Origin of the sequence: Aliiroseovarius sp. xm-d-517 (assembly GCF_013283135.1) — a bacterium.
Taxonomy (GTDB): Bacteria; Pseudomonadota; Alphaproteobacteria; order Rhodobacterales; family Rhodobacteraceae; genus Aliiroseovarius; species Aliiroseovarius crassostreae.
Map to the genome: position 1 here is coordinate 401716 of NZ_WBXT01000001.1, position 21295 is coordinate 423010.

Annotated in this window: 25 protein-coding genes; 22 read left to right on the top strand and 3 right to left on the bottom strand. The window is 59.5% G+C overall.

All coding sequences use genetic code 11. From position 1 onward, the window contains the following. Window positions 1–19 precede the first annotated feature (19 nt). From rplI to rpsF, 3 genes are read right to left on the bottom strand one after another with little or no spacing between them, the layout of a single operon-like run. The gene (gene rplI / locus XMD517_RS01925; protein ID WP_173487269.1) at window positions 20–634 is read right to left on the bottom strand and encodes a 50S ribosomal protein L9; all 615 of its coding nucleotides are present in this window, start codon (window positions 632–634) and stop codon (window positions 20–22) included. A 10-nt stretch (window positions 635–644) separates the two neighbouring features. Continuing rightward, window positions 645–872, bottom strand: coding sequence for a 30S ribosomal protein S18 (rpsR, locus tag XMD517_RS01930; protein ID WP_173487268.1), 228 nt, complete (start codon window positions 870–872; stop codon window positions 645–647). Between the two features lie 19 nt (window positions 873–891). Then, window positions 892–1248, bottom strand: a complete 357-nt coding sequence (rpsF, locus tag XMD517_RS01935; protein WP_055192645.1) for a 30S ribosomal protein S6 — start codon at window positions 1246–1248, stop codon at window positions 892–894. Between the two features lie 293 nt (window positions 1249–1541). On the opposite strand from rpsF, the gene XMD517_RS01940 reads away from it, so the two are divergent. From XMD517_RS01940 to XMD517_RS02040, 22 genes are all read left to right on the top strand, one after another. Continuing rightward, window positions 1542–2120, top strand: coding sequence for a hypothetical protein (locus XMD517_RS01940; RefSeq protein WP_173487267.1), 579 nt, complete (start codon window positions 1542–1544; stop codon window positions 2118–2120). Between the two features lie 186 nt (window positions 2121–2306). Next, on the top strand, window positions 2307–3248 hold the full coding sequence (fabD, locus tag XMD517_RS01945; protein WP_173487266.1) for an ACP S-malonyltransferase: 942 nt from the start codon (window positions 2307–2309) through the stop codon (window positions 3246–3248). Window positions 3249–3339: 91 nt separating this feature from the next. Next, window positions 3340–4077 carry a 3-oxoacyl-[acyl-carrier-protein] reductase gene (fabG, locus tag XMD517_RS01950; protein WP_173487265.1) on the top strand — a complete coding sequence of 246 codons (738 nt, stop codon included), beginning with the start codon at window positions 3340–3342 and terminating at the stop codon, window positions 4075–4077. A 224-nt stretch (window positions 4078–4301) separates the two neighbouring features. Beyond that, on the top strand, window positions 4302–4535 hold the full coding sequence (locus XMD517_RS01955) for an acyl carrier protein (protein WP_055192641.1): 234 nt from the start codon (window positions 4302–4304) through the stop codon (window positions 4533–4535). Between the two features lie 191 nt (window positions 4536–4726). After that, window positions 4727–5989, top strand: a complete 1263-nt coding sequence (gene fabF / locus XMD517_RS01960; protein ID WP_173487264.1) for a beta-ketoacyl-ACP synthase II — start codon at window positions 4727–4729, stop codon at window positions 5987–5989. Next, complete coding sequence (mltG, locus tag XMD517_RS01965; protein ID WP_173487263.1) at window positions 5989–7149, top strand: endolytic transglycosylase MltG; 1161 nt, start codon at window positions 5989–5991, stop codon at window positions 7147–7149. Before fabF ends, mltG begins: the two co-directional genes overlap by 1 nt. A 174-nt stretch (window positions 7150–7323) precedes the next feature. Continuing rightward, window positions 7324–7674, top strand: a complete 351-nt coding sequence (locus XMD517_RS15655; RefSeq protein ID WP_254449788.1) for a permease — start codon at window positions 7324–7326, stop codon at window positions 7672–7674. Continuing rightward, window positions 7658–8950, top strand: coding sequence for a DNA-packaging protein (locus XMD517_RS01970; RefSeq protein ID WP_254449800.1), 1293 nt, complete (start codon window positions 7658–7660; stop codon window positions 8948–8950). Before XMD517_RS15655 ends, XMD517_RS01970 begins: the two co-directional genes overlap by 17 nt. A gap of 181 nt (window positions 8951–9131) precedes the next feature. Continuing rightward, window positions 9132–10310 carry a phage portal protein gene (locus XMD517_RS01975; RefSeq protein ID WP_173487261.1) on the top strand — a complete coding sequence of 393 codons (1179 nt, stop codon included), beginning with the start codon at window positions 9132–9134 and terminating at the stop codon, window positions 10308–10310. 32 nt (window positions 10311–10342) lie between these two features. After that, a complete protein-coding gene (locus XMD517_RS01980) occupies window positions 10343–10888 on the top strand; it encodes an HK97 family phage prohead protease (protein ID WP_055192710.1) in 546 nt (181 codons plus the stop codon). A 40-nt stretch (window positions 10889–10928) separates the two neighbouring features. After that, the gene (locus tag XMD517_RS01985) at window positions 10929–12146 is read left to right on the top strand and encodes a phage major capsid protein (protein ID WP_173487260.1); all 1218 of its coding nucleotides are present in this window, start codon (window positions 10929–10931) and stop codon (window positions 12144–12146) included. 165 nt (window positions 12147–12311) lie between these two features. After that, a complete protein-coding gene (locus XMD517_RS01990; protein ID WP_173488071.1) occupies window positions 12312–12914 on the top strand; it encodes a head-tail connector protein in 603 nt (200 codons plus the stop codon). Further along, window positions 12911–13249, top strand: coding sequence for a head-tail adaptor protein (locus XMD517_RS01995; protein WP_173487258.1), 339 nt, complete (start codon window positions 12911–12913; stop codon window positions 13247–13249). Before XMD517_RS01990 ends, XMD517_RS01995 begins: the two co-directional genes overlap by 4 nt. Beyond that, a complete protein-coding gene (locus tag XMD517_RS02000; protein ID WP_055192634.1) occupies window positions 13246–13656 on the top strand; it encodes a DUF3168 domain-containing protein in 411 nt (136 codons plus the stop codon). Before XMD517_RS01995 ends, XMD517_RS02000 begins: the two co-directional genes overlap by 4 nt. Before the next feature lie 24 nt (window positions 13657–13680). Next, the gene (locus XMD517_RS02005) at window positions 13681–14094 is read left to right on the top strand and encodes a phage major tail protein, TP901-1 family (protein WP_055192633.1); all 414 of its coding nucleotides are present in this window, start codon (window positions 13681–13683) and stop codon (window positions 14092–14094) included. 2 nt (window positions 14095–14096) lie between these two features. Beyond that, a complete protein-coding gene (locus tag XMD517_RS02010) occupies window positions 14097–14429 on the top strand; it encodes a gene transfer agent family protein (protein WP_173487257.1) in 333 nt (110 codons plus the stop codon). Continuing rightward, window positions 14426–14662, top strand: a complete 237-nt coding sequence (locus XMD517_RS02015; RefSeq protein ID WP_368493365.1) for a rcc01693 family protein — start codon at window positions 14426–14428, stop codon at window positions 14660–14662. The genes XMD517_RS02010 and XMD517_RS02015 overlap by 4 nt, the downstream gene beginning before the upstream one ends. A 2-nt stretch (window positions 14663–14664) precedes the next feature. Next, window positions 14665–15327, top strand: coding sequence for a phage tail tape measure protein (locus XMD517_RS02020; protein ID WP_173487256.1), 663 nt, complete (start codon window positions 14665–14667; stop codon window positions 15325–15327). Between the two features lie 12 nt (window positions 15328–15339). Further along, complete coding sequence (locus tag XMD517_RS02025; RefSeq protein ID WP_173487255.1) at window positions 15340–15972, top strand: DUF2460 domain-containing protein; 633 nt, start codon at window positions 15340–15342, stop codon at window positions 15970–15972. Further along, window positions 15972–16859 (top strand): DUF2163 domain-containing protein, encoded by an 888-nt coding sequence (locus tag XMD517_RS02030; RefSeq protein WP_173487254.1) that lies wholly within the window; start codon window positions 15972–15974, stop codon window positions 16857–16859. Before XMD517_RS02025 ends, XMD517_RS02030 begins: the two co-directional genes overlap by 1 nt. Window positions 16860–16939: 80 nt before the next feature. Next, a complete protein-coding gene (locus XMD517_RS02035; RefSeq protein WP_173487383.1) occupies window positions 16940–17383 on the top strand; it encodes an NlpC/P60 family protein in 444 nt (147 codons plus the stop codon). Next, window positions 17383–21294, top strand: coding sequence for a glycoside hydrolase TIM-barrel-like domain-containing protein (locus XMD517_RS02040; RefSeq protein WP_173487253.1), 3912 nt, complete (start codon window positions 17383–17385; stop codon window positions 21292–21294). Before XMD517_RS02035 ends, XMD517_RS02040 begins: the two co-directional genes overlap by 1 nt. The last annotated feature ends 1 nt before the right edge of the window (window position 21295 follow it).

Consider the following 21295-nt stretch of genomic DNA (forward strand, 5'->3'; position numbering starts at 1 on the left):
TGTTTCGGAAAGAGAAGAATTACTCTTCTTCCGAAGCTTCTTCAGCGACCGGAGCCGGAGCATCGTCATCATCCGAAGCAGCGGCACCGATTTCGTCGAACAGTTCGGCGATTTCGAATTCAGCTTCAGCTTCAGCTTCTGCAGCCAGTTCCTGGATCGACTTGCCCGAGGCCTGCAGTTCGGCTTCTTCTTCCGAACGGGCCACGTTGAGGAAGATGTCAACTTCGACTTCAGGGTGCAGGCGCACATGCACAGCATGCAGACCCAGATCCTTGATCGGAGCTTTCAGGGCAACCTGTTTCTTGTCCAGCGAGAAGCCAGCTTCGGTGGCCACATCTGCGGCGTCACGCGGGGTGACGGAACCGTAGAGCGAACCGGCATCCGAAGCGGAGCGAATCACGATGAACTGCTGACCGTCCAGCTTCTCAGCCAGAGCCTCAGCTTCTTTTTTGGTTTCGAGGTTGCGGGCTTCCAGCTGAGCTTTCTGAGCTTCGAAACCAGCGATGTTGGCTTGCGAAGCGGTCAGGGCTTTGCCTTGCGGCAGCAGGAAGTTGCGGGCGTAACCCGGCTTGACGTCAACCACGTCACCCATTTGACCCAGTTTGGCCACGCGTTCCAGAAGGATAACTTGCATGATGTTCTCCTTACTTCACGGTGTAGGGCAGCAGGGCGAGGAAGCGGGCGCGTTTGATGGCACGGGCCAGTTCACGCTGCTTCTTGGCCGAAACGGCGGTGATGCGCGAAGGAACGATTTTGCCACGCTCAGAGATGTAGCGCTGCAGCAGACGGGTGTCTTTGTAATCGATCTTCGGGGCGTTTTCACCCGAGAACGGGCAGACCTTGCGGCGGCGGAAAAACGGTTTGCTAGCCATTGTTTAGATCCTTCCGAACTTAGCGGTCACGGCCACGGCGGTCGCCGCGTTCGTCACGTTTCTGCATTTGAACCGACGGACCTTCAGCGTGATCGTCGACCTTGATGGTCAGGATACGCATAACGTCATCGTGCAGGCGCATCAGGCGTTCCATTTCCTGAACCGCAGCGGCAGGCGCGTCGGTTTTCAGGAAGGCGTAATGCCCTTTGCGGTTCTTGTTGATCTTGTAGGCCATCGTTTTGACGCCCCAGTACTCGCTGTCAACGACTTTACCGCCGTTGTCGGCCAGCACGGTGCCAAAATGTTCGACGAGGTTTTCAGCTTGCGCGTTGGACAGGTCCTGGCGCGAGATGAAGACATGCTCATAAAGCGGCATGTGAGCTCCTGTTATTTACACGTGCTTCAAAGTATGGGCCCAACCTTTCCGCGACCCATTCACGAGAGGCAACGCAGTTCAAGACATGCGGAAAGGACAGGGCCTTATACACGGATCGGGCCAGGATGCAAGGGCCAGGGGAGGAGGGCTCGGGGAAGGGCATGCCTTGGCGGGCGCAGGCGCCAGAACGGCGAAGGCGGCCTGTGTCAAAACAACTCCTCTCCGCTGCCCCATTCCCGCCACCTTTCAGCGCAAATGATTAACGGAAAGACGGCAAGGAAGGATGTTGCGTAATGAGCGTTCTGATCAACGATATCAACGATGTCAAATCCCTCGGATCGGAAGACCAGGGGCCGGAGCTGACCCACACGCGCTGGGGGTACATGATCACCTCTTGCGATGCTGCGGGTGTTGCGATGAGGGCTGGCTACCTCCTGTTGCGCTATGGCGGGATTGTTCTTTTGCTGGTTGCGGTTGGCCTTTGGGTGATGCCCGGCGCCTCCGTGCATCCTGATATCATCCCGTTCAAGATCGGGGTGAGCGTGCTTTTTGCCCTGCTCGGGTCGGTTCTGTTCTGGAGTGGTACCAATGACCGGTGTGGCGAAACGCAGGTTGATCTGGAGCGGCGCCAGCTGCGCCGGGGTCTGCGGCGCGCAAACGGCCGCTTTTCGGTGGTCGCTGAAATGCCGCTTCAGCAGGCGGGCGATCTGTTTGTCTCGCGCCCGGCATATGAAGGGGACGATGCCGTTCTTTATGTGCGCCGCAACGATGCCCCGTTGGCTTTCGAAGTGGCTGCCGGGCCGGAGGATCTGTTGTATCCGCTGCTGAAGCGCATCAAAGCAGATATGAGGCGTGCAACACTCGCCGCCTGACGAAACCGGTCCTGCCTGAGCCTGGGTCCATGCGCTGTGCGGCGCGATCTGGGCGAGGCGCGAACCACGGATGGGGTGCGGCAGCGCCCCATTTTTTTTGGTGCAGTTTAAACCCGTTGCGCCCGCTTCCCCCGCAGGCTATGCCCTTGGGGAAAGAAATCTGTCCGATTGGGCAAAGGAGGGTTTATGAGCCGCGCATTCGTATTTCCCGGGCAGGGTGCCCAATCCATTGGCATGGGCAAAGCCCTCGCAGAGGCATACCCGGAAGCCAAAGTTGTGTTTGACGAGGTGGACGAAGCCCTTGGCGAAAAACTTTCGACCCTGATCTGGGAAGGGGACCAGGCAGAGTTGACCCTGACCCAGAATGCCCAACCCGCGCTGATGGCCACCTCGCTGGCTGCTGTGAAGGCACTGGAAGCGGAAGGTGTGGGAATTGACGCAGCCGCCTATGTTGCTGGGCATTCTCTGGGCGAATATTCCGCGCTGGCCGCTGCGGGCACCTTCTCCATTGCCGACACCGCGCGCCTGCTGCGTATTCGTGGCAAGGCGATGCAGGAGGCTGTTCCGGTCGGGGTCGGGGCCATGGCGGCACTGCTTGGTCTGGATTTCGACGCCGCGACCGATGTCGCCGAGGAAGCCGCTCAGGGGCAGGTCTGTCAGGCCGCCAATGACAATGACCCCGCGCAGGTTGTGGTGTCTGGCCATAAGGAGGCGGTCGAACGTGCGGTTGAGATTGCCAAGCAGAAAGGCGCGCGTCGTGCCGTGCTGCTGCCGGTAAGCGCCCCGTTCCATTGTGAACTGATGCAGCCTGCGGCCGAAGCGATGGCGCAGGCCCTGGCAGAAGTGGATATGGAACGTCCCAGCGTGCCGCTGGTGGCCAATGTGCGCGCCACCGCACTTTCCGATCCGGCGACAATCCGCTCTTTGCTGGTGGAGCAGGTGACCGGTTCCGTGCGCTGGCGCGAAAGTGTTGCGTGGATGGCAAATGAAGGCGTGAGTGAGGTCTGGGAAATCGGTGCCGGCAAGGCGCTGTCGGGCATGATCCGCCGGATTGCCAAGGATGTGACCTGCCGGGCGGTGGGCACTCCTGAGGATGTGAAAGCTGCCATTGAGGCGCTGAACGGATAATTCAGAAGAGCTGCCGGTCTCGTGGGGGAAACACTCGCTTGTTTTCTGTCGCTGGGCTGAGGTGGGCTGGAAAGCAAAGAAGGAAAAGCAGATGTTCGATCTGACGGGTAAAAATGCGCTGATCACGGGCGCCTCGGGTGGTATTGGTGGCGCGATTGCCAAGGCGCTTCACGGCGCGGGGGCGACTGTGGCGCTGTCAGGAACCCGGGTGGAGCCGCTTGAGGCTCTGGCCGCCGAACTGGGGGAGCGTGCGCATGTGTTGCCCTGCAACCTTTCGGATGGCGAGGCGGTGGATGCCCTGCCCAAGCAGGCGATTGAGGTGATGGGATCGGTCGATATTCTGGTGAACAATGCTGGTATCACCCGGGATCAGATCTTTATGCGCATGTCGGATGAGGAATGGGATAGCGTGATCAACGTGAACCTGACCTCGACCATGCGGCTCTGCCGTGGGGTGATGCGCCCGATGATGAAGTCGCGCTGGGGGCGAATCGTTAATATCAGTTCGATCGTCGGTGCCACCGGAAACCCGGGTCAGGTGAACTATGCCGCGTCGAAGGCGGGCATGGTTGGTATGACCAAATCTCTGGCCTACGAAGTTGCGAGCCGCGGTATCACTGCCAACTGTGTGGCGCCGGGCTTCATTGCAACCGCGATGACTGACAAGCTGAGCGATGATCAGAAAGACAAGATCAACGTGCAAATTCCGGCCGCGCGTATGGGCAGTGCGGATGAAATTGCGGCCGCAGTTCTGTATCTGGCGTCGAACGAAGCAGGTTACACGACCGGTGCGACGCTGCATGTCAACGGTGGCATGGCGATGCTTTAAGGCTTTGGTCGAGGGGCTGGGTGTGCCTGCCCCTTGATCCCTGAAATGGTTTGCCTATCTTACCCGATGTGGTATAGGCGGCGCAGGTTTTCCCCCGGGCGCATTTGCATGTCTGGGGATCTCGGCATAACGCGCGGGAAACTGAGCGGTCTTTAAAGGCCAAATGAGACAGGGCTCCGGCCCGACCCAAAGGGCACAAGCCCTGAATAATGTGAGGATTTACCATGAGCGACGTCGCAGATCGCGTGAAAAAAATCGTTGTTGAGCACCTGGGTGTGGAAGAGGACAAGGTCACGGAATCGGCCTCGTTCATTGACGACCTGGGCGCAGACAGCCTGGACACCGTTGAGCTGGTTATGGCTTTTGAAGAAGAGTTCGGCATTGAGATCCCGGATGACGCTGCCGAAACCATCCAGACCTTCGGCGACGCCGTAAAGTTCATCACCGAAGCTCAATAAGCGCGTGTGACAGAAATTTGGAAACGGCGCCCTTCGGGGCGTCGTTTTCGTTTGTGGACAGGAAATTTTCCTGCAGGCAGGGCGGAACGACGTGCGGGCAGTTGCCCGTTTCCGGAAAACGCCTTGCCCCGCATGGCTTGCCCGCGTTATTTAACGCGAGAGTTTGAAATACCTTTGAAAGGGCTACAAATATGCGTCGAGTGGTAGTGACAGGTCTGGGCATGGTATCTCCGCTGGCCAGCGGGGTCGAGGAAACCTGGAAACGTATTCTGGACGGGCAGTCGGGCGCAGGTCCGATCACCAAGTTTGATGCCTCCAATGTAACCACCAAATATGCCTGCGAAGTGCCGTTTGGTGATGGCACTGACGGGACATTCAACCCCGATGACTGGATGGCTCCGAAAGAGCGCCGTAAGGTGGATGATTTCATCCTTTACGGTATCGCAGCTTCCGATATGGCATTGGCTGATGCGGGCTGGACCCCGGAAGCAGAGGAAGACCGCCTGCGCACGGGCGTGATGATCGGCTCTGGCATTGGCGGGCTGTCGTCAATTGCGGATACGGCTGTGCTGATCAAGGAACGTGGCCCCCGCCGGGTTTCGCCTTTCTTTATTCCCGGTTCGCTGATCAACCTGATTTCCGGACAGGTGTCCATCAAATACGGCTTCAAAGGCCCGAACCATGCGGTTGTGACCGCCTGTTCGACCGGCGCGCACGCCATTGGTGATGCAACCCGTCTGATCCAGTCCGGGGATGCGGATGTGATGGTGGCCGGTGGTGCCGAAGCCGCGATCTGTGAGATCGGTATTGCGGGTTTCAACGCCTGTAAGGCTCTGTCGACCAAGCGCGAAGATGACCCCAAAGCGGCCAGCCGCCCCTATGACAACGACCGGGACGGGTTCGTGATGGGCGAAGGTGCCGGGATTGTGGTGCTGGAAGAATACGAACACGCCAAGGCGCGCGGTGCCAAGATCTATGCCGAAGTGCTGGGCTATGGCCTGTCCGGTGACGCCTATCACATTACCGCGCCCTCAGAAGATGGCGACGGTGGTTTCCGCGCGATGCAAGCGGCGCTTGGCAAAGCTGGTCTGGAGCCGTCTGCGGTGGATTACATCAACGCCCATGGCACGTCGACGATGGCGGACACGGTTGAGCTGGGCGCGGTTGAGCGTCTGCTGGGCGATGCGGCTGACAAGGCCACTATGTCCTCGACCAAATCCTCAATCGGTCACTTGCTGGGCGCCGCGGGTGCCGTGGAAGCGATTTTCTGCGTGCTGGCGCTGCGTGACCAGATCGCTCCGCCGACCCTGAACCTCGACAACCCGGCTGTCGAGCCGCGCCTGTCGCTGGCTGCAAATAAGGCGGAGCCGCGTGAAATCAACGTGACCCTGTCGAACAGCTTTGGCTTCGGCGGCACCAACGCCTGTCTGGTCATGGGCAAGGTCGCTGACTGATGTGGCGAAACATCGCGTCCAACGCGCTGACGCTTTTCATCCTCATCCTGATTGTCGGGGTGGGGATGATCGCTTGGGGCAAACGTGAGTTTACCCAACCGGGTCCCCTGGCACAGGCGGTCTGTCTCAAGGTAGAGCGTGGATCGAATTTCAACCAGGTGTCAAAAAATCTGGAGACCCTGGGGGCAATTTCCTACCCGCAGATCTTTCGTGTTGGTGTCAGCTATTCCGAAAAGTCCAACCAGCTTAAAGCCGGGTCCTTTTTGGTGCCTGAAGGGGCCTCGATGGCAGATATCATCGAGATTGTCACCCGTGGCGGGTCGTCGACCTGTGGCACGGAAATCCTCTATCGTATCGGCGTTCTGAGCGCGGTCATGCAAGTGCGTGAGCTGGATCCCGTCTCGCAGGAATACAAGGTGGCTGCCGAGTTCAAACCGGCAGAGCTCGACGGGGCGGCCCCGGATGTTTACCTCTCGAAGAGAGAAGAGGCCGACACCCGTTACCGCATTGCGATTGCAGAAGGTGCCACCAGCTGGCAGGTGGTGGAAAGCCTGAAAGCCGCTGATTTCCTCTCCGGTGAGATTGCCGGGGTTCCGGCCGAAGGCAGCCTTGCACCGGACAGCTATGAGATGAAAGCCGGGCGTGCCCGATCAGAGCTGATTTCCGAAATGATGGCCTCGCAGGCGATCACTCTTGTGGAGGCCTGGGAAGATCGGGCTGAGGGTCTGCCTTACGCTACCCCGGAAGAGGCGCTGATCATGGCCTCGATCGTCGAAAAGGAAACCGGTCTGGCTGAGGAACGTCGTCAGGTTGCAAGCGTATTCGTGAACCGTCTGAACAAAGGAATGCGTCTGCAGACCGACCCGACCGTGATCTATGGTATCACCAAGGGGCAAGGCGCTCTGGGCCGGGGATTGCGGCAATCAGAACTGCGGCGGGAAACCCCTTATAACACCTATGTCATAGACGGGCTTCCGCCCACACCGATCGCCAATCCGGGACGCGCAGCGATCGAGGCTGCCCTGAACCCGGCGGACACGGAGTACCTGTTCTTCGTCGCAGACGGAACCGGCGGACATGCTTTCGCAACCACCTTGCAAGAGCACAATGCCAATGTCGCCAACTGGCGCAAAATCGAAGCGGAGCGTGCGAAACAGTAAACACCCGCTGAACAGATCGTGCGCTGTTGCCAGTGCGCGATTTGACCGTGCGCACGGTCCCCGGTAAGTTTTCAATTACGCTAGAAGACGTGGATCAACGGCCCAGGCATTTGCCTCGGGCCGTTTTTTCATGTCGCTCGTGCGGACGAGAGCATGAGAGGCAGACACAAAAAGATGAGCAATAATAAGCCTTTGAAAGCAGATGCAGAGGCGATGGATTATATCGAAATCGCCAATGGATTGTTTAATCGTGTTTTGAATGAGTTGGAGCGCCAGTTGCGGGCTTCTGAAGAAGGAATGAGCGAGGGCGAATGTGGTTTGGCGAAAACATCGACCGAATTGCGCAAGGCTCTGCAGACCGTATTTGATGAAAGGAAGAGACTTGAACAGACTAGCAAAACTGCCGGGCAAGGAGCGGCTGGAACCAGCCTCAACCTTGCTCAGGCCAGAGAAGAGATCGGGCGCAGACTGGCTTGCCTGCGCGACGTCAGACGAGCAAGAGGCCTTCCTGAGCAGTCTGACTGACGACGCAATTGCAGCCCTTCCTTACATTTTCGACTTCTGGGCGCTGCCGCATCAGGTGGCGCCGGAAGGGGACTGGCGTAGCTGGGTGATCATGGGGGGGCGCGGCGCGGGGAAAACCCGCGCTGGCTCCGAGTGGGTGCGCGCTGAGGTTGAGGGGGATGGCCCCTTTGATCCGGGCCGCTCGCGCCGGGTTGCCTTGATTGGTGAGACCTTTGATCAGACCCGCGATGTGATGGTGTTTGGCGAAAGTGGCATTATTGCGTGTTCACCTCCGGATCGCCGGCCGGAATGGGTTGCCTCGCGCCGCCAACTGGTCTGGCCGAACGGGGCGGTGGCGCAGGTATTTTCCGCCAGTGACCCGGAAGGGCTGCGTGGGCCGCAATTCGATGCGGCCTGGGTGGATGAACTGGCGAAATGGAAAAAGGCCGAAGAGACCTGGGATATGCTTCAGTTCGGTTTGCGTCTGGGCGCGCATCCGCGGCAGGTGATCACCACCACGCCGCGCAATGTCAATGTGCTGAAAGAAATTCTGGCCAACCCCTCGACCGTCACCACCCATGCACCAACCGAAGCCAACCGGGCCTATCTTGCGAAAAGTTTTCTTGAGGAGGTGCGCCACCGCTATGCGGGCACGCATCTTGGCCGGCAGGAGCTGGACGGGGTGCTGATGGAGGGGGTGGAAGGTGCAATGTGGGAAATGAAAGAGATTGACCAGAAGCGCCATGAGGGCGCGCTGCCGGATTTCAATCGCATCGTGGTTGCCGTTGACCCGTCTGTCACCGCGCATAAAGGGTCGGATGAATGCGGTATCGTCGTTGTGGGCGCCGTGACCGAAGGGCATCCACGTGATTGGCGCGCCTATGTGCTTGAGGATGCCTCAACCTCTGGGGCAACGCCGACAGAATGGGCCGAGGCGGCGCTGGCGGCCATGCACCGACATGGGGCAGACCGTCTGGTGGCCGAAGTCAATCAGGGTGGGGCTCTGGTGGAGCAGGTGGTGCGCCAGATTGATCCCTCTGTGCCCTATCGGGCGGTTCATGCCAGCCGGGGCAAGGCACAGCGGGCAGAACCGGTGGCAGCACTTTATGAGCAGGGCAAGGTCTATCACGCGGGTTTCTTTTCCCAGCTTGAAGATCAAATGTGTCAGATGACCCCGACGGGGTATGAGGGCAAGGGCAGCCCTGATCGCCTGGATGCGTTGGTCTGGGCATTGCACGAACTGATGATTGCCCCTGTTGCGCATTGGTCCCGGCCACAGGTGCGAACGCTCGGTTAAACTCTTTTTTAACCAGTGGTGGCAAAGTGCCAAACATCGAAAGGCGGGATGCTGCGGCAGATTGAACCGGCATCCTGACCAACCCAAGACAAGAGAAATATGAACCGGCTGGCGCGGGTGCGCTCGCGCCGGACTGGAACCGGCTTGCCTATTGGCGGCTTGAAACGAGGAGAACCAGCATATGGTTTTTAACTTTCTGAAGCGTGGTGAGGAAGCTCCGGTCGAGACCAAGGCCTCGGCCACCGGCCCCGTTATCGCCTATCATGGCTCGGGGCGGGTGGCGTGGAGCCCGCGGGATGTGGTCAGCCTGACCAAAACCGGTTTTGCGGCCAACCCGGTTGGTTTTCGGTCCGTGAAACTGATTGCAGAAGCTGGCGCGGCGCTGCCGCTTGTGCTTCAGGATGCTGAGCGGCGCTATGACGAGCACCCTATTTTGGACCTGCTGTCGCGTCCGAATGCTGCGCAAAGTCGCGCAGAGCTGTTTGAGGCCCTGTTTGGCCAGCTTACCCTGACCGGCAATGGGTATCTGGAGGCGGTTGGCGGCCAGGAGGGCACCCCGCTGGAGCTGCACGTTCTGCGCTCGGACAGAATGAACCTGGTGCCAGGGGCCAATGGCTGGCCGGTGGCCTATGACTACGCGGTTGGGGCCAAGAAACACCGGTTCCATCTTGGGGACGGGCCAAGCCCGGTCTGCCACATCAAGAATTTCCATCCGCAGGACGATCATTACGGCCTGTCGCCCCTGCAGGCCGCGGCCACTGCAATTGATGTGCACAATGCGGCATCCAGCTGGTCAAAGGCCCTGTTGGACAATGCCGCCCGTCCGTCAGGTGCGATTGTTTACAAGGGGATGGATGGACAGGCGCAGATGTCGGCGGATCAATATGACCGCCTGCTGAGTGAGATGGAAGCCCATCACGTCGGCGCACGAAATGCCGGGCGTCCGATGCTCCTTGAAGGGGGGCTGGACTGGAAACCCATGGGGTTCTCGCCTTCTGACATGGAGTTTCAGAAAACAAAAGAGGCCGCCGCGCGCGAAATTGCGCAGGCCTTTGGGGTTCCCCCGATGCTGATCGGCATTCCAGGGGATGCGACATATGCCAATTACCAGGAAGCCAATCGGGCCTTCTACCGGTTGACGGTTGTTCCGATGGTGCAGCGGGTTGCGGCCAATGTTGGGCATTGGCTGAGTGAGTTCACCGGCGAGGCCGTGACACTCAAGCCCGACCTGGATCAGGTGCCTGCTTTGGCCGCCGAACGGGATCAGCAATGGAAACGCGTGGCTGAGGCGGACTTTCTGTCCGATGCCGAAAAGCGCGCGCTGCTGGGGCTGCCGAAACTGTCGGACGACGATCAATAAGGAATGCGAACATGAGCGATTACCATACCCATATGGGGTTGGAGCATAAATTCGTCCGCCTCGGGCAGACAGTTCAGACCGATGAGGGCATCGCGATTGAAGGGTATGCCAGCTATTTCGGCGAGGTTGATAACGGCAATGACGTTGTGCTGAAAGGCGCCTATGCGAAAAGCCTTACCGAGCTGTCGGCAAAAGGGCGAAATGTCAAAATGCTCTGGCAGCATGACCCAAGCCAGCCGATTGGTGTCTGGGACGAGGTGCGTGAAGATCACAAGGGCCTGTTTGTCAAAGGGCGGATCCTGACCGATGTGGAACGGGGTCGAGAAGCCGCCGCTTTGATTGAGGCCGGGGCCATGGATGGCCTGTCGATTGGCTATCGCACCGTGAAAGCCACAAAGAACGACAAGGGCCAGAGGCTCTTGAGCGAGCTGGAACTTTGGGAAGTGTCGCTTGTCACTTTCCCGATGTTGCCCAGTGCACGGGTGGGCGCCAAGGGGGAAACCCCGGGCGATGATGCTCTCCTGTGTGAACTGGCCGCCGCCCTTTCGGAGGCGCGCCAAATACTGGCAGGCGAGTGAGCCGCGCCAGTGATCTGAACCTTCTATCAAGGACCCATCCATGAGCGAAAAAGAGATCAAAGCTCAGGGCCGGACAGGTGCGCCTTCTGGTCCCGGTCAGGCGCACGCCCCGGTTGCCGAGGTGAAGACCGCACTGGCCGGTTTCGTGAGCGATATCAAAGAGTTTCAATCTGAAATTTCCACCAAACTTAAACAACAGGAAGAGCGACTGACCATGCTGGATCGCAAATCTCAACTGAACGCGGCACGGCCGCACCTGGCCGCTGAAACCGATCTTGGCGCCCCCCACCAGAAAGCCTTTGAAGCCTATGTGCGTTCGGGCGACGATGACGGTCTGCGCGGCCTTCAACTGGAAGGCAAAGCCATGTCGACTGCCGTGGCCGCCGACGGTGGTTACCTGGTGGATCCAGTGACCGCTGACACCATCAAAGGAGTGCTGTCCAACGCGGCATCCCTGCGTTCGGTTGCCAATGTGGTCAATGTCGAAGGCACCGCCTATGACGTGCTGATCGACCAGGACGACCTTGTAACGGGGTGGGCCTCTGAAACCGGTTCCGCCGCTGAGACCGGCACCCCCAAGATCGACCGCATTTCGATCCCGCTGCACGAACTGTCGGCCCTGCCGAAGGTCTCGCAGCGTCTGCTGGATGACAGTGCGTTTGACATCGAAGCCTGGCTTGCTGGCCGTATCGCCGAGAAGTTTGCCCGAGCGGAATCGGCTGCCTTTATCAACGGGGATGGCGTCGACAAGCCGAACGGTTTCCTGAACCATACCGCGGTTGAGAACGGGTCGTGGACCTGGGGCAACCTTGGCTACGTTGCGACAGGCACCGATGGCGACTTTGACGGCACCAACCCGGCGGATGCGATCTTTGACCTGATCTATGCGCTGGGTGCTGACTACCGCGCCAATGGCGTCTTTGTGATGAACTCGAAAACCGTGGGCACCGTGCGCAAGCTTAAAGATGCTGATGGCCGCTTCCTGTGGTCGGATGCCACCGTCGCTGGCGAGCCCGCCCGTCTGATCGGCTACCCGGTTCTGATTGCAGAAGACATGCCGGACATCGCATCGGGCAGTGCCTCGATTGCCTTTGGTGACTTTGCCAATGGCTACACCGTGGCAGAACGTCCCGACACCCGCATTCTGCGTGACCCGTTCTCGGCCAAGCCGCACGTGCTGTTCTATGCCACCAAGCGTGTGGGCGGTGACGTGAGCGATTTTGCCGCGATCAAACTGCTGAAATTCTCGGTGTCCTAAGCCGGGAACCAAGGTCCGGGCGGTGCGTGTCACCGTTCGGGCTGGGCACACGCTGGCCAACCCCGTGTTGTCTAGCTGCTCCCCCTCCGTCCGAGCAATACGGACAGCGTGTGCCCATCCAACCCATTCCTTTGACGTGAGGGGCCCGAATTTCGGAGATGATCCATGATGTTAGTCGAGCAGACCACTGTGCCGATCGCGGCCCTGCCGGTCGCCCAATTCAAGGACCACCTGCGGCTGGGTACCGGGTTTGCCGATGACGGGGTGCAGGATAATGTGTTGGAGAGTTATTTGCGCGCGGCGATGGCCGCGATCGAGGCTCGCACCGGCAAGATCCTGATCACCCGGTCGTTTACCTGGACCTTGACCGCCTGGCGCGATCTGGCGACGCAGGCCCTGCCGGTTGGTCCGGTCAGCGCAATCACCGGCCTGACCATTACCGACCGCCTTGGCGCGGATGAGGTGATTGCATCTGACCGCTATCGCCTTGAAAAAGACCTGCACCGTCCCAAGCTGGTGTCGACCGGGATCTGCCTGCCGGCCATTCCGGTCGCGGGTGAAGTGGAAATCGGTTTTGATGCTGGTTTCGGTGCGGACTGGGCGGATATTCCCGCAGATCTCGCGCAAGCGGTGCTGATGTTGGCCGCGTATTACTATGAAAACCGTTCAGATATGAGTGCCGGAGCGGGGGATCTGCCCTTTGGTGTGACCGCTCTGATCCAGCGGTATCGTGTGGTGCGGCTCTTTGGTGGTGGGGGTGCGCAGTGACCTTACCTGTTCTCAATCGCAAATTGACGTTGGAAGAGCCTCAGAGGGTGCCGGATGGCGCAGGGGGCTTTGACGAAACCTGGGTCGCGCTTGGTGAGCTCTGGGCAGATATCAAAGCAGGCACGGGGAATGAGAAAGCGGCCGATCATGTGACATTGTCCTCGATCAGCTTTCGCATCACCGTCCGGGCCGCCCCTCATGGTGCGCCGTCACGTCCAAAACCCGAACAACGCTTTCGTGCAGGGGCCAGGATTTTCCGCATCCTTGCGGTGACCGAAGCGGATGGCAGCGCCCAGTATCTGACCTGTTTCGCAAAAGAGGAGGTGGTCGCATGAGCTATGGCGTTTCTGCTGCCCTTCAGCAGGCGATTTATCAACGTTTGCAAGCGGATAGCACTCTGGATGCCCTGATTGGTTCGGCGATCTATGATGCCGTTCCATCCGGGATCATCACCGGAACCTATGTCTCGATCGGGCCGGAGGATGTGGCCGAAAAATCGGACATGACCGGCCATGGGGCGCTGCATGAGTTCACCGTTTCTGTGGTGACCGATGCGGCGGGGTTCCAGCAGGCGAAAGAAGTGGCCGCGGCCATTTCCGACAGTCTGGTGGATGCCACCCTGATCCTGGCCCGCGGCAAGCTGGTCTATCTCAATTTCAACCGGGCCAAGGCCCGCCGTGTTCAGGATGCGGATGTGCGCAGGATCGACCTGACCTTCCATGCCCGCGTCGAAGACGACTAACGCTTTCATTAATGGAGTGACCCAATGGTAGCCCAAAAAGGCAAGGACCTTCTGATCAAACTCGACATGACCGGTGCGGGTGTTTTTGAAACCATCGCGGGGCTGCGCGCCACGCGGATCAGCTTCAACGCAGAAAGCGTCGATGTGACCTCGCTGGAGAGTGCAGGCGGCTGGCGTGAGCTTCTGGGAGGGGCCGGAGTGAAATCGGCCAGCATCTCCGGCTCGGGCGTCTTTCGCGATGCAACCACCGATGAACGTGCCCGACAGGTATTTTTCGACAATGAAGTGCAGAACTTCCAGGTGATCATCCCGGATTTTGGCACGGTTGAGGGCCCGTTCATGATCACCTCGATCGAATATGCCGGCACGCATAATGGCGAGGCCACCTATGAGCTGTCGATGGCGTCGGCCGGCGCCCTGACCTTTACGGCGCTCTGATCATGGCCAATCCGTGGACGGGAGAGGTGGCGCTGACCATCGACGGGCAGCCCCACGTCTTGAAACTCACCCTCGGGGCGCTGGCTGAACTTGAAGCCAGCCTTGGCGAGGACACAATCGTGTCCCTTGTTGAGCGGTTCGAGGGTGGGGCGTTTTCCACCCGTGATGTGCTGGCACTGATTGTCGCCGGTCTTCGCGGGGGGGGCTGGCAGGGGCAGGCGTCCGACCTTCTGTCAGCCGAGATTGCCGGAGGTCCGGTCATGGCGGCAAAGGCAGCAGGTCAGCTTCTGGCCCGCGCATTTGCCATGCCAGACCCCGAAGGTGGTGCCGCGTGAGTAAGGCCCCCGGTTCCGGCCCCTTTTCGGGCTCCGGTTTCGACTGGCCCCAGCTGATGCGGCTGGGGTTTACCAAGCTTGGATTGCGTCCGGACCAGTTCTGGGCGCTGACCCCTAACGAGTTGATGGTGATGCTGGGCCTGGATGGTCAGGGCGCACCCTCGATGCGGGCCCGTCTGGATGAACTGCTGGTGCAGTTCCCGGATGAACGCCCTGCAGATGAAGGAGAATAGATATGTCTGGATTGGAAATGCTGGACAGTTTCGATGATCAGGTCGAGGCGCTTGGCACCTCGCTTGGTCAGGCTGTTTCGCTCACCTCGGCGTTTTCGGGCGAGCTCAAGGGGGTGCATTCCACCATCTCGGATCTGAACGTTGATGTGGGCAAACTGTCTTCAGGTTTCAGCTCTGGTCTGAAAAAGGCGTTTGACGGGCTGGCCTTTGACGGCATGAAACTGTCGGATGCACTGTCGAACCTTGCCGAGAGCATGTCGCGGACCGCCTATAATGCGGCGATGCAGCCAGTGATGAACCATTTTGGCGGCATGATTGCCCAGGGTGTTGGCACCGTGATGAACGGCTTTCTGGCCTTCGAAAAGGGCGGTGCGTTCGCACAGGGCAAGGTGATGCCTTTTGCCAAGGGCGGTGTTGTTTCTGGTGCCACCACTTTCCCGATGCGTGGCGGCACCGGGCTGATGGGCGAAGCTGGCCCTGAGGCGATCATGCCCCTGACCCGAGGGGCCGATGGCAGCCTTGGTGTCCGTGCGCAGGGCGGTGGTCAGCCCATCAATATCACCATGAATATCTCAACGCCGGATGTGGAAGGCTTCCGCCGGTCACAAAGTCAGGTCGCGGCACAGATGACGCGTGCGTTGTCACGCGGTCAGCGGCATCGATAAGGAGGGTTTAGAATGAGCTTTCATGAAGTCCGCTTCCCAGCCAATCTCAGCTTTGGCTCAATCGGGGGGCCGGAACGGCGCACCGAAGTGGTGACGCTTGCCAATGGATTTGAAGAGCGCAACACGCCATGGGAGCATTCCCGTCGTCGTTATGATGCAGGGATTGCGATGCGCAGCCTGGACGATATCGAAACTCTGATTGCTTTTTTCGAGGCCCGCCGCGGGCAGCTGCATTCTTTCCGCTGGAAGGATTGGTCCGATTACAAAAGCGCCCAGCCTTCTGCCGAGATTTCCTATACCGATCAGGTGATTGGCCATGGCAATGGCACGCGCACCGACTGGCAGCTGGTCAAGACATATCGCAGCGGTGAACAAAGCTATGACCGCCCCATCCAGAAACCTGTGGAGGGGACGGTGACCCTTGGTCTCAAGGGGGATCCGCTGGTTGAAGGGGTGGATTTCACCTATGATGCAACCACCGGTATGGTGAGCTTTGTGATCGCGCCGGAAGAGGGGGCAGAGATTACCGCAGGGTATGAGTTTGACGTGCCCGTGCGTTTCGATACGGATCGCATTCATACCTCTGTGTCATCCTTCCAGGCGGGGGATGCGCCGAATGTGCCGGTTGTGGAGGTGCGTGTCTGATGCCTCTTTCTCCTCAATTTGAAGCGCATTTCGCCACGGGAATGACCACCGTTTGCCGAGCCTGGGTGGTCACGCGTCGCGACGGCGAGGCTTTTGGCTTCACTGATCATGACCGGGACCTGATGATCGGTGCGGTCTTGTGCAAGGCGGATACCGGGCTGACCGCCTATGCGCTGGAACAGACCACGGGCCTGTCGATCGACAATTCCGAAGCGATGGGTGCGTTGACGGACGCGGCCATCACCGAGAAAGACATCCGGGCGGGTCGCTATGACGGTGCAGAGGTCGAGGCCTGGTTGGTAAACTGGGAAACGCCCTCGCAGAGATATTTGCAGTTTCGTGGAAACATCGGTGAAATCACCCGTGAAAACGGGGCCTTCCGGGCAGAGCTTGTAGGCTTGTCCGAAGCGTTGAACCGTCCGCAGGGACGGGCATTTCAGAAACCTTGTTCGGCGCTTCTTGGGGACAAGTCCTGCAAGGTCGATCTGGATGACCCCGCTTATGCTGTCGAGGCGCCCCTGCAAGTGGCCGGAAATGAGATCACCTTTTCCTTTGCAGCTCTGGGTGCTTTTGACAGCGGTTGGTTTGAAAAAGGGCGGCTTTCGGTGAAAACCGGCGACGGGGCCGGGCTGGTCGGCTTGATCCGCAAGGATAAGGTTCTTCCTGGCGGCGTGCGCGAAATCACCCTGTGGGAAGCCCTGCGGGCCGAGATCGTCGCCGGCGATGTGATCCGTCTGGAAGCAGGGTGTGACAAACGGGCCGAGACCTGCAAGGCAAAATTTGACAACTTGTTGAATTTCCGCGGCTTTCCGACCATCCCTGGCGAGGACTGGCTGATGTCCTACCCGGTTTCCACAGAACAAAATGATGGCGGTGCGCTGAGCTGACAACCAGCGCATTGCCCTCTTCGCTCATTGCCTTGGCGGGTTATGTCCGGGCATTCATCAACAGGTTGATCATGTCACAGATGACGCAGAATGAACGTGCGCTGCAGGAGGCGCGGCGCTGGATTGGGACGCCCTATCAACATCAATCCTCCTGTGCAGGGGGAGGGACGGATTGTCTGGGGCTGATCAGAGGGGTCTGGCGGGCCGTGCTCGGGCGTGAGCCTGTTGAGGTGCCTGCTTACACTCAGGACTGGTCCGAACCTTCGGGGCAAGAAGACCTCTGGGAAGATGCCTCCCGGTATCTGATTGAGAAAACCCCTGACCAAGCGGTGCCGGGGGATGTGCTGTTGTTTCGCATGAGGCAGGGCGCCGTGGCAAAGCATCTTGGCATTCTGGGGGCTGTGTCGCCCCATAAAACTTTCATTCACGCCTATAGCGGCCACGGGGTGGTTGAAAGCCCCCTGTCAGCGCCCTGGGCGCGCCGCGTGGTGGCGGCATTTGCATTTCCGGAAAGGATGGACTGATGGCAACAATTCTGCTTGCAGGCGTTGGGAGCGCAGTTGGGGCTTCGATTGGCGGCGGCATTCTGGGGCTTTCCTCGGTTGCCATTGGCAAGGCTGTCGGGGCAACCCTAGGACGGATGATTGACGGGAAAATTCTGGGGGGCGGTTCTGAACCCGTGGAAACCGGGCGGGTAGACCGTTTCCGTCTGACCGGGGCGTCTGAAGGCACGCCGATCCCGCAGCTTTATGGGCGTGCGCGGGTCGCCGGGCAGGTGATCTGGGCTACGCGGTTCAAGGAGCACTCCAAAACTTCAGGCGGTGGCAAGGGTGGCCCCAGCCAGCCAGAGGTGACCTCATATAGCTACACGGTAAGTGTCGCGCTGGCGCTTTGTGAGGGTGAAATCACCCGGGTGGGGCGTATCTGGGCGGATGGCAAGGAAATTGCGACCAGTGATCTGAACATGCGCGTCTATCCGGGGGATGAGGTGCAACTGCCTGATCCTAAGATCGAGGCAACCATGGGGCTGGGCCAGGCGCCGGCCTATCGGGGCACGGCCTATGTTGTGATCGAAGACCTTCCTCTGGGTCAGTTCGGCAACCGGATTCCCCAGTTCAATTTCGAAGTGGTGCGGCCTGAGCAACCCAACCAGATTGCAGAAGTGGCGCGCGGCACCAAAGCCGTGGCGATCATTCCCGGAACGGGAGAGTATTCTCTGGCCACAAGCAAGGTGTCCTTTCCTGCAGAGCCCGGTGTTGCGGGACGCAGTAATGTCAACAACGCAACGGGGCTTACGGACTTTCAGGCCTCGTTGGAGATGTTGAGCAATGATCTGCCCAATTGCGGGGCGAGTTCTCTTGTCGTGTCCTGGTTTGGGTCGGATCTGCGCTGTGGCAGCTGTCAGATCCAGCCGAAGGTTGAACAAAACGGGGATGACGGGAAAGAAATGCCCTGGAATGTCTCCGGGATCACCCGCGCTAATGCCTCAGTTGTGCCGCATGAAGATGGTCGCGCTGTCTATGGAGGCACCCCGACGGACCAGTCGGTGAAACAGGCGATCACTGCCATGAAAGATCGCGGGCAGAAGGTGACCTTCTACCCGTTCATCCTGATGGAGCAACTCGACGGAAACGGGTTGATCAACCCGTGGACCGGCAGTGGTGAGCAACCAAAGCTGCCCTGGCGTGGTCGGATCACCACGTCGCTTGCGCCGGGGGTGTCCGGCAGCCCGGATGGGACCGCCGCCGCTGCGGCGGAAGTGGCTAGCTTTTTCGGGGCGGCCCAACCGTCTGATTTTACCGTGACATCAAATGGTGTGAGCTATAGCGGCCCGGAGGAGTTCTCGTATCGTCGCTTTATCCTGCATTATGCGCATCTTTGCGCGTCTGCGGGTGGCGTGGATGCGTTCCTTGTTGGATCCGAAATGCGGGGCCTGACCCAGATCCGTGGCGCCGGGCACAGTTTCCCGGCGGTCGAGAAAATGATCGAGCTGGTCGCAGAGGTGCGCGCCATTTTGGGCGATGACACCAAGATTTCCTATGCGGCGGACTGGTCCGAGTATTTCGGCTACCACCCCACCGACGGGTCGGGGAATGTCTATTACCATCTCGATCCGCTCTGGAGCCATGATGAGGTCGATTTCATCGGAATCGACAATTACATGCCGCTGTCTGACTGGCGTGATGAGGTTGATCATCTGGATGCCAGCTATCGGTCGATTTACAATCTGGAATACCTGCAGGCCAATATTGAAGGGGGCGAGGGGTATGATTGGTATTATGCCTCGCAGGCGGACCGGGATGCGCAGAACCGTTTGCCGATCACAGATGGCGCCCATGCGGAACCCTGGGTGTTCAGATACAAGGATCTGCGCAACTGGTGGTATCGGTCACACCACAATCGCATAGGCGGGGTGCGACACAATTTGCCCACCGACTGGCTGCCGGGGTCAAAGCCGTTCTGGTTTACCGAGCTGGGCTGTGCGGCGATCGACAAGGCGACCAATGAGCCAAACAAGTTTCTAGACCCCAAAAGTTCGGAAAGTGAGCTGCCGCATTACTCGACCGGCCGGCGGGATGACCTTGCGCAGATGCAATATCTGCGGGCCATGTATGGCTATTGGGGGGATGAGGCCAACAATCCGGTGCACAGTGCAACGGATGTGCAGATGGTGGATATGGACCGTGCCCATGTCTGGGCCTGGGACGCGCGCCCCTATCCGGAGTTTCCGATGAATCTCGAGCTTTGGAGTGATGGGGAGAACTACTTGCGTGGTCATTGGCTGAATGGGCGCAGTTCCTCTCGTTCGCTCGCATCTGTTGTGTCAGAGGTCTGCGAACGCTCCGGTGTGACCCGCTATGATGTCTCCAAGCTCCATGGGTTGGTGCGCGGCTATGTGGTCAAGGATATCTCGGCCGGACGGTCTGCGCTGCAGCCTCTGATGCTGGCTTATGGTATGGAGGCCGCGGAATATGATGGGGTGCTGCATTTCAGGTCACGGAGCGGGGTTGTGGACCATGTGCTCGACCCGGAGAAGCTAGCCCTGTCGCCTGACCGTGACAGCAGCCTGGAACGCGTGCGGGATGGTGAGCCGGATATGGTGGGGCGGGTGCGCCTGACCTATGTGGAAAGCGAAGGCAGCTATGAGCTGCGCTCGACCGAATCCAGTTTCCCGGATGATGACATTCAGACCGTGTCGCAATCAGAGTTCCCCCTGATCCTGACCGCAAATGAAGCGTTGGAAATCACCGAACGCTGGCTATCCGAAGCACGCGTCGCCCGGGACCGCGCCAGCTTTGCCATGCCCCCGTCTGATCTTGGCAAGGTGGCCGGGGACATCGTGCAGATCGAAACGGACGCCGGAACCGAGTTCTATCGTATGGATCAGGTCGAGCAGGCCGGTGTCCAGCAGGTGCAGGCCACGCGCGTTGAGACCGGGATCTACGGGGCTTCGGCGAATGTCGAGGAAAGCCTGACACCGGTCAGCTTCGTCGCGCCTGCGCCTGCCTTTCCGCTGTTCCTTGACTTGCCCCTGATCCGTGGGGACGAGGTGCCCCATGCGCCTTATCTGGCGGTGTCTTCCAGGCCGTGGCTTGGGAAGGCCGCAGCCTATGGGTCTGCATCTGACAGCGGGTATGCTCTGAATACCGTGATTGACCTTCGTTCGGTCATTGGGCTGACTGAGACCGAACTGGATATCGCGCCCCCAGCTGTTTTGGACCACGGGGCGGCCTTGCGGGTGAAATTGATTGACGGTTCCCTGTCCAGTGCCGCGCTGGCAGATGTGCTCAATGGGGCCAATATCGCCGCCATCGGGGATGGGACGCCGGACAATTGGGAGATTTTCCAATTCACCACCGCCACGCTTGTCGACACGCGGACCTATGAGATCTCAGGTCGGTTGCGTGGTCAGCTGGGCACAGATGCCCTGATGCCGGAAAGCTGGCCGGTCGGCAGCTACTTCGTGCTTCTGGATGGTCGTCCGGAGCAGATCGACCTCGCCATGTCCTCCAGAGGGGTTGAACGCCACTATCGGATCGGGGCGGCTCGTCTGCCGGTCAGCGACCCGAGCTTTCAGCATGTTGTGCAGGCGTTTCAAGGGAACGGGCTGCGCCCCTATGCCCCGGCCTATCTGAAGGCAAGCTCTGATGGGATCGGAGGACAAGAGATCAGCTGGATCCGGCGCACCCGTCTTGAGGGGGACCAATGGGGGATCGGAGATGTTCCGCTTGGGGAAGCCTTTGAGCAATACATGGTGCGTGTCCGTCAGGGGGGAACCATCCTGCGCGAAACGTTCGTCTCGGAACCGGTGTGGACCTATAGTGCCGCGGAGATTGCGAGCGATGGGGTGACAGGAAGCTGTCAGATCGAGGTGGCGCAAATGTCTGATCGCTTCGGCCCCGGCCTGTTTGCCCGGATGGATCTGGAGGTCTGAC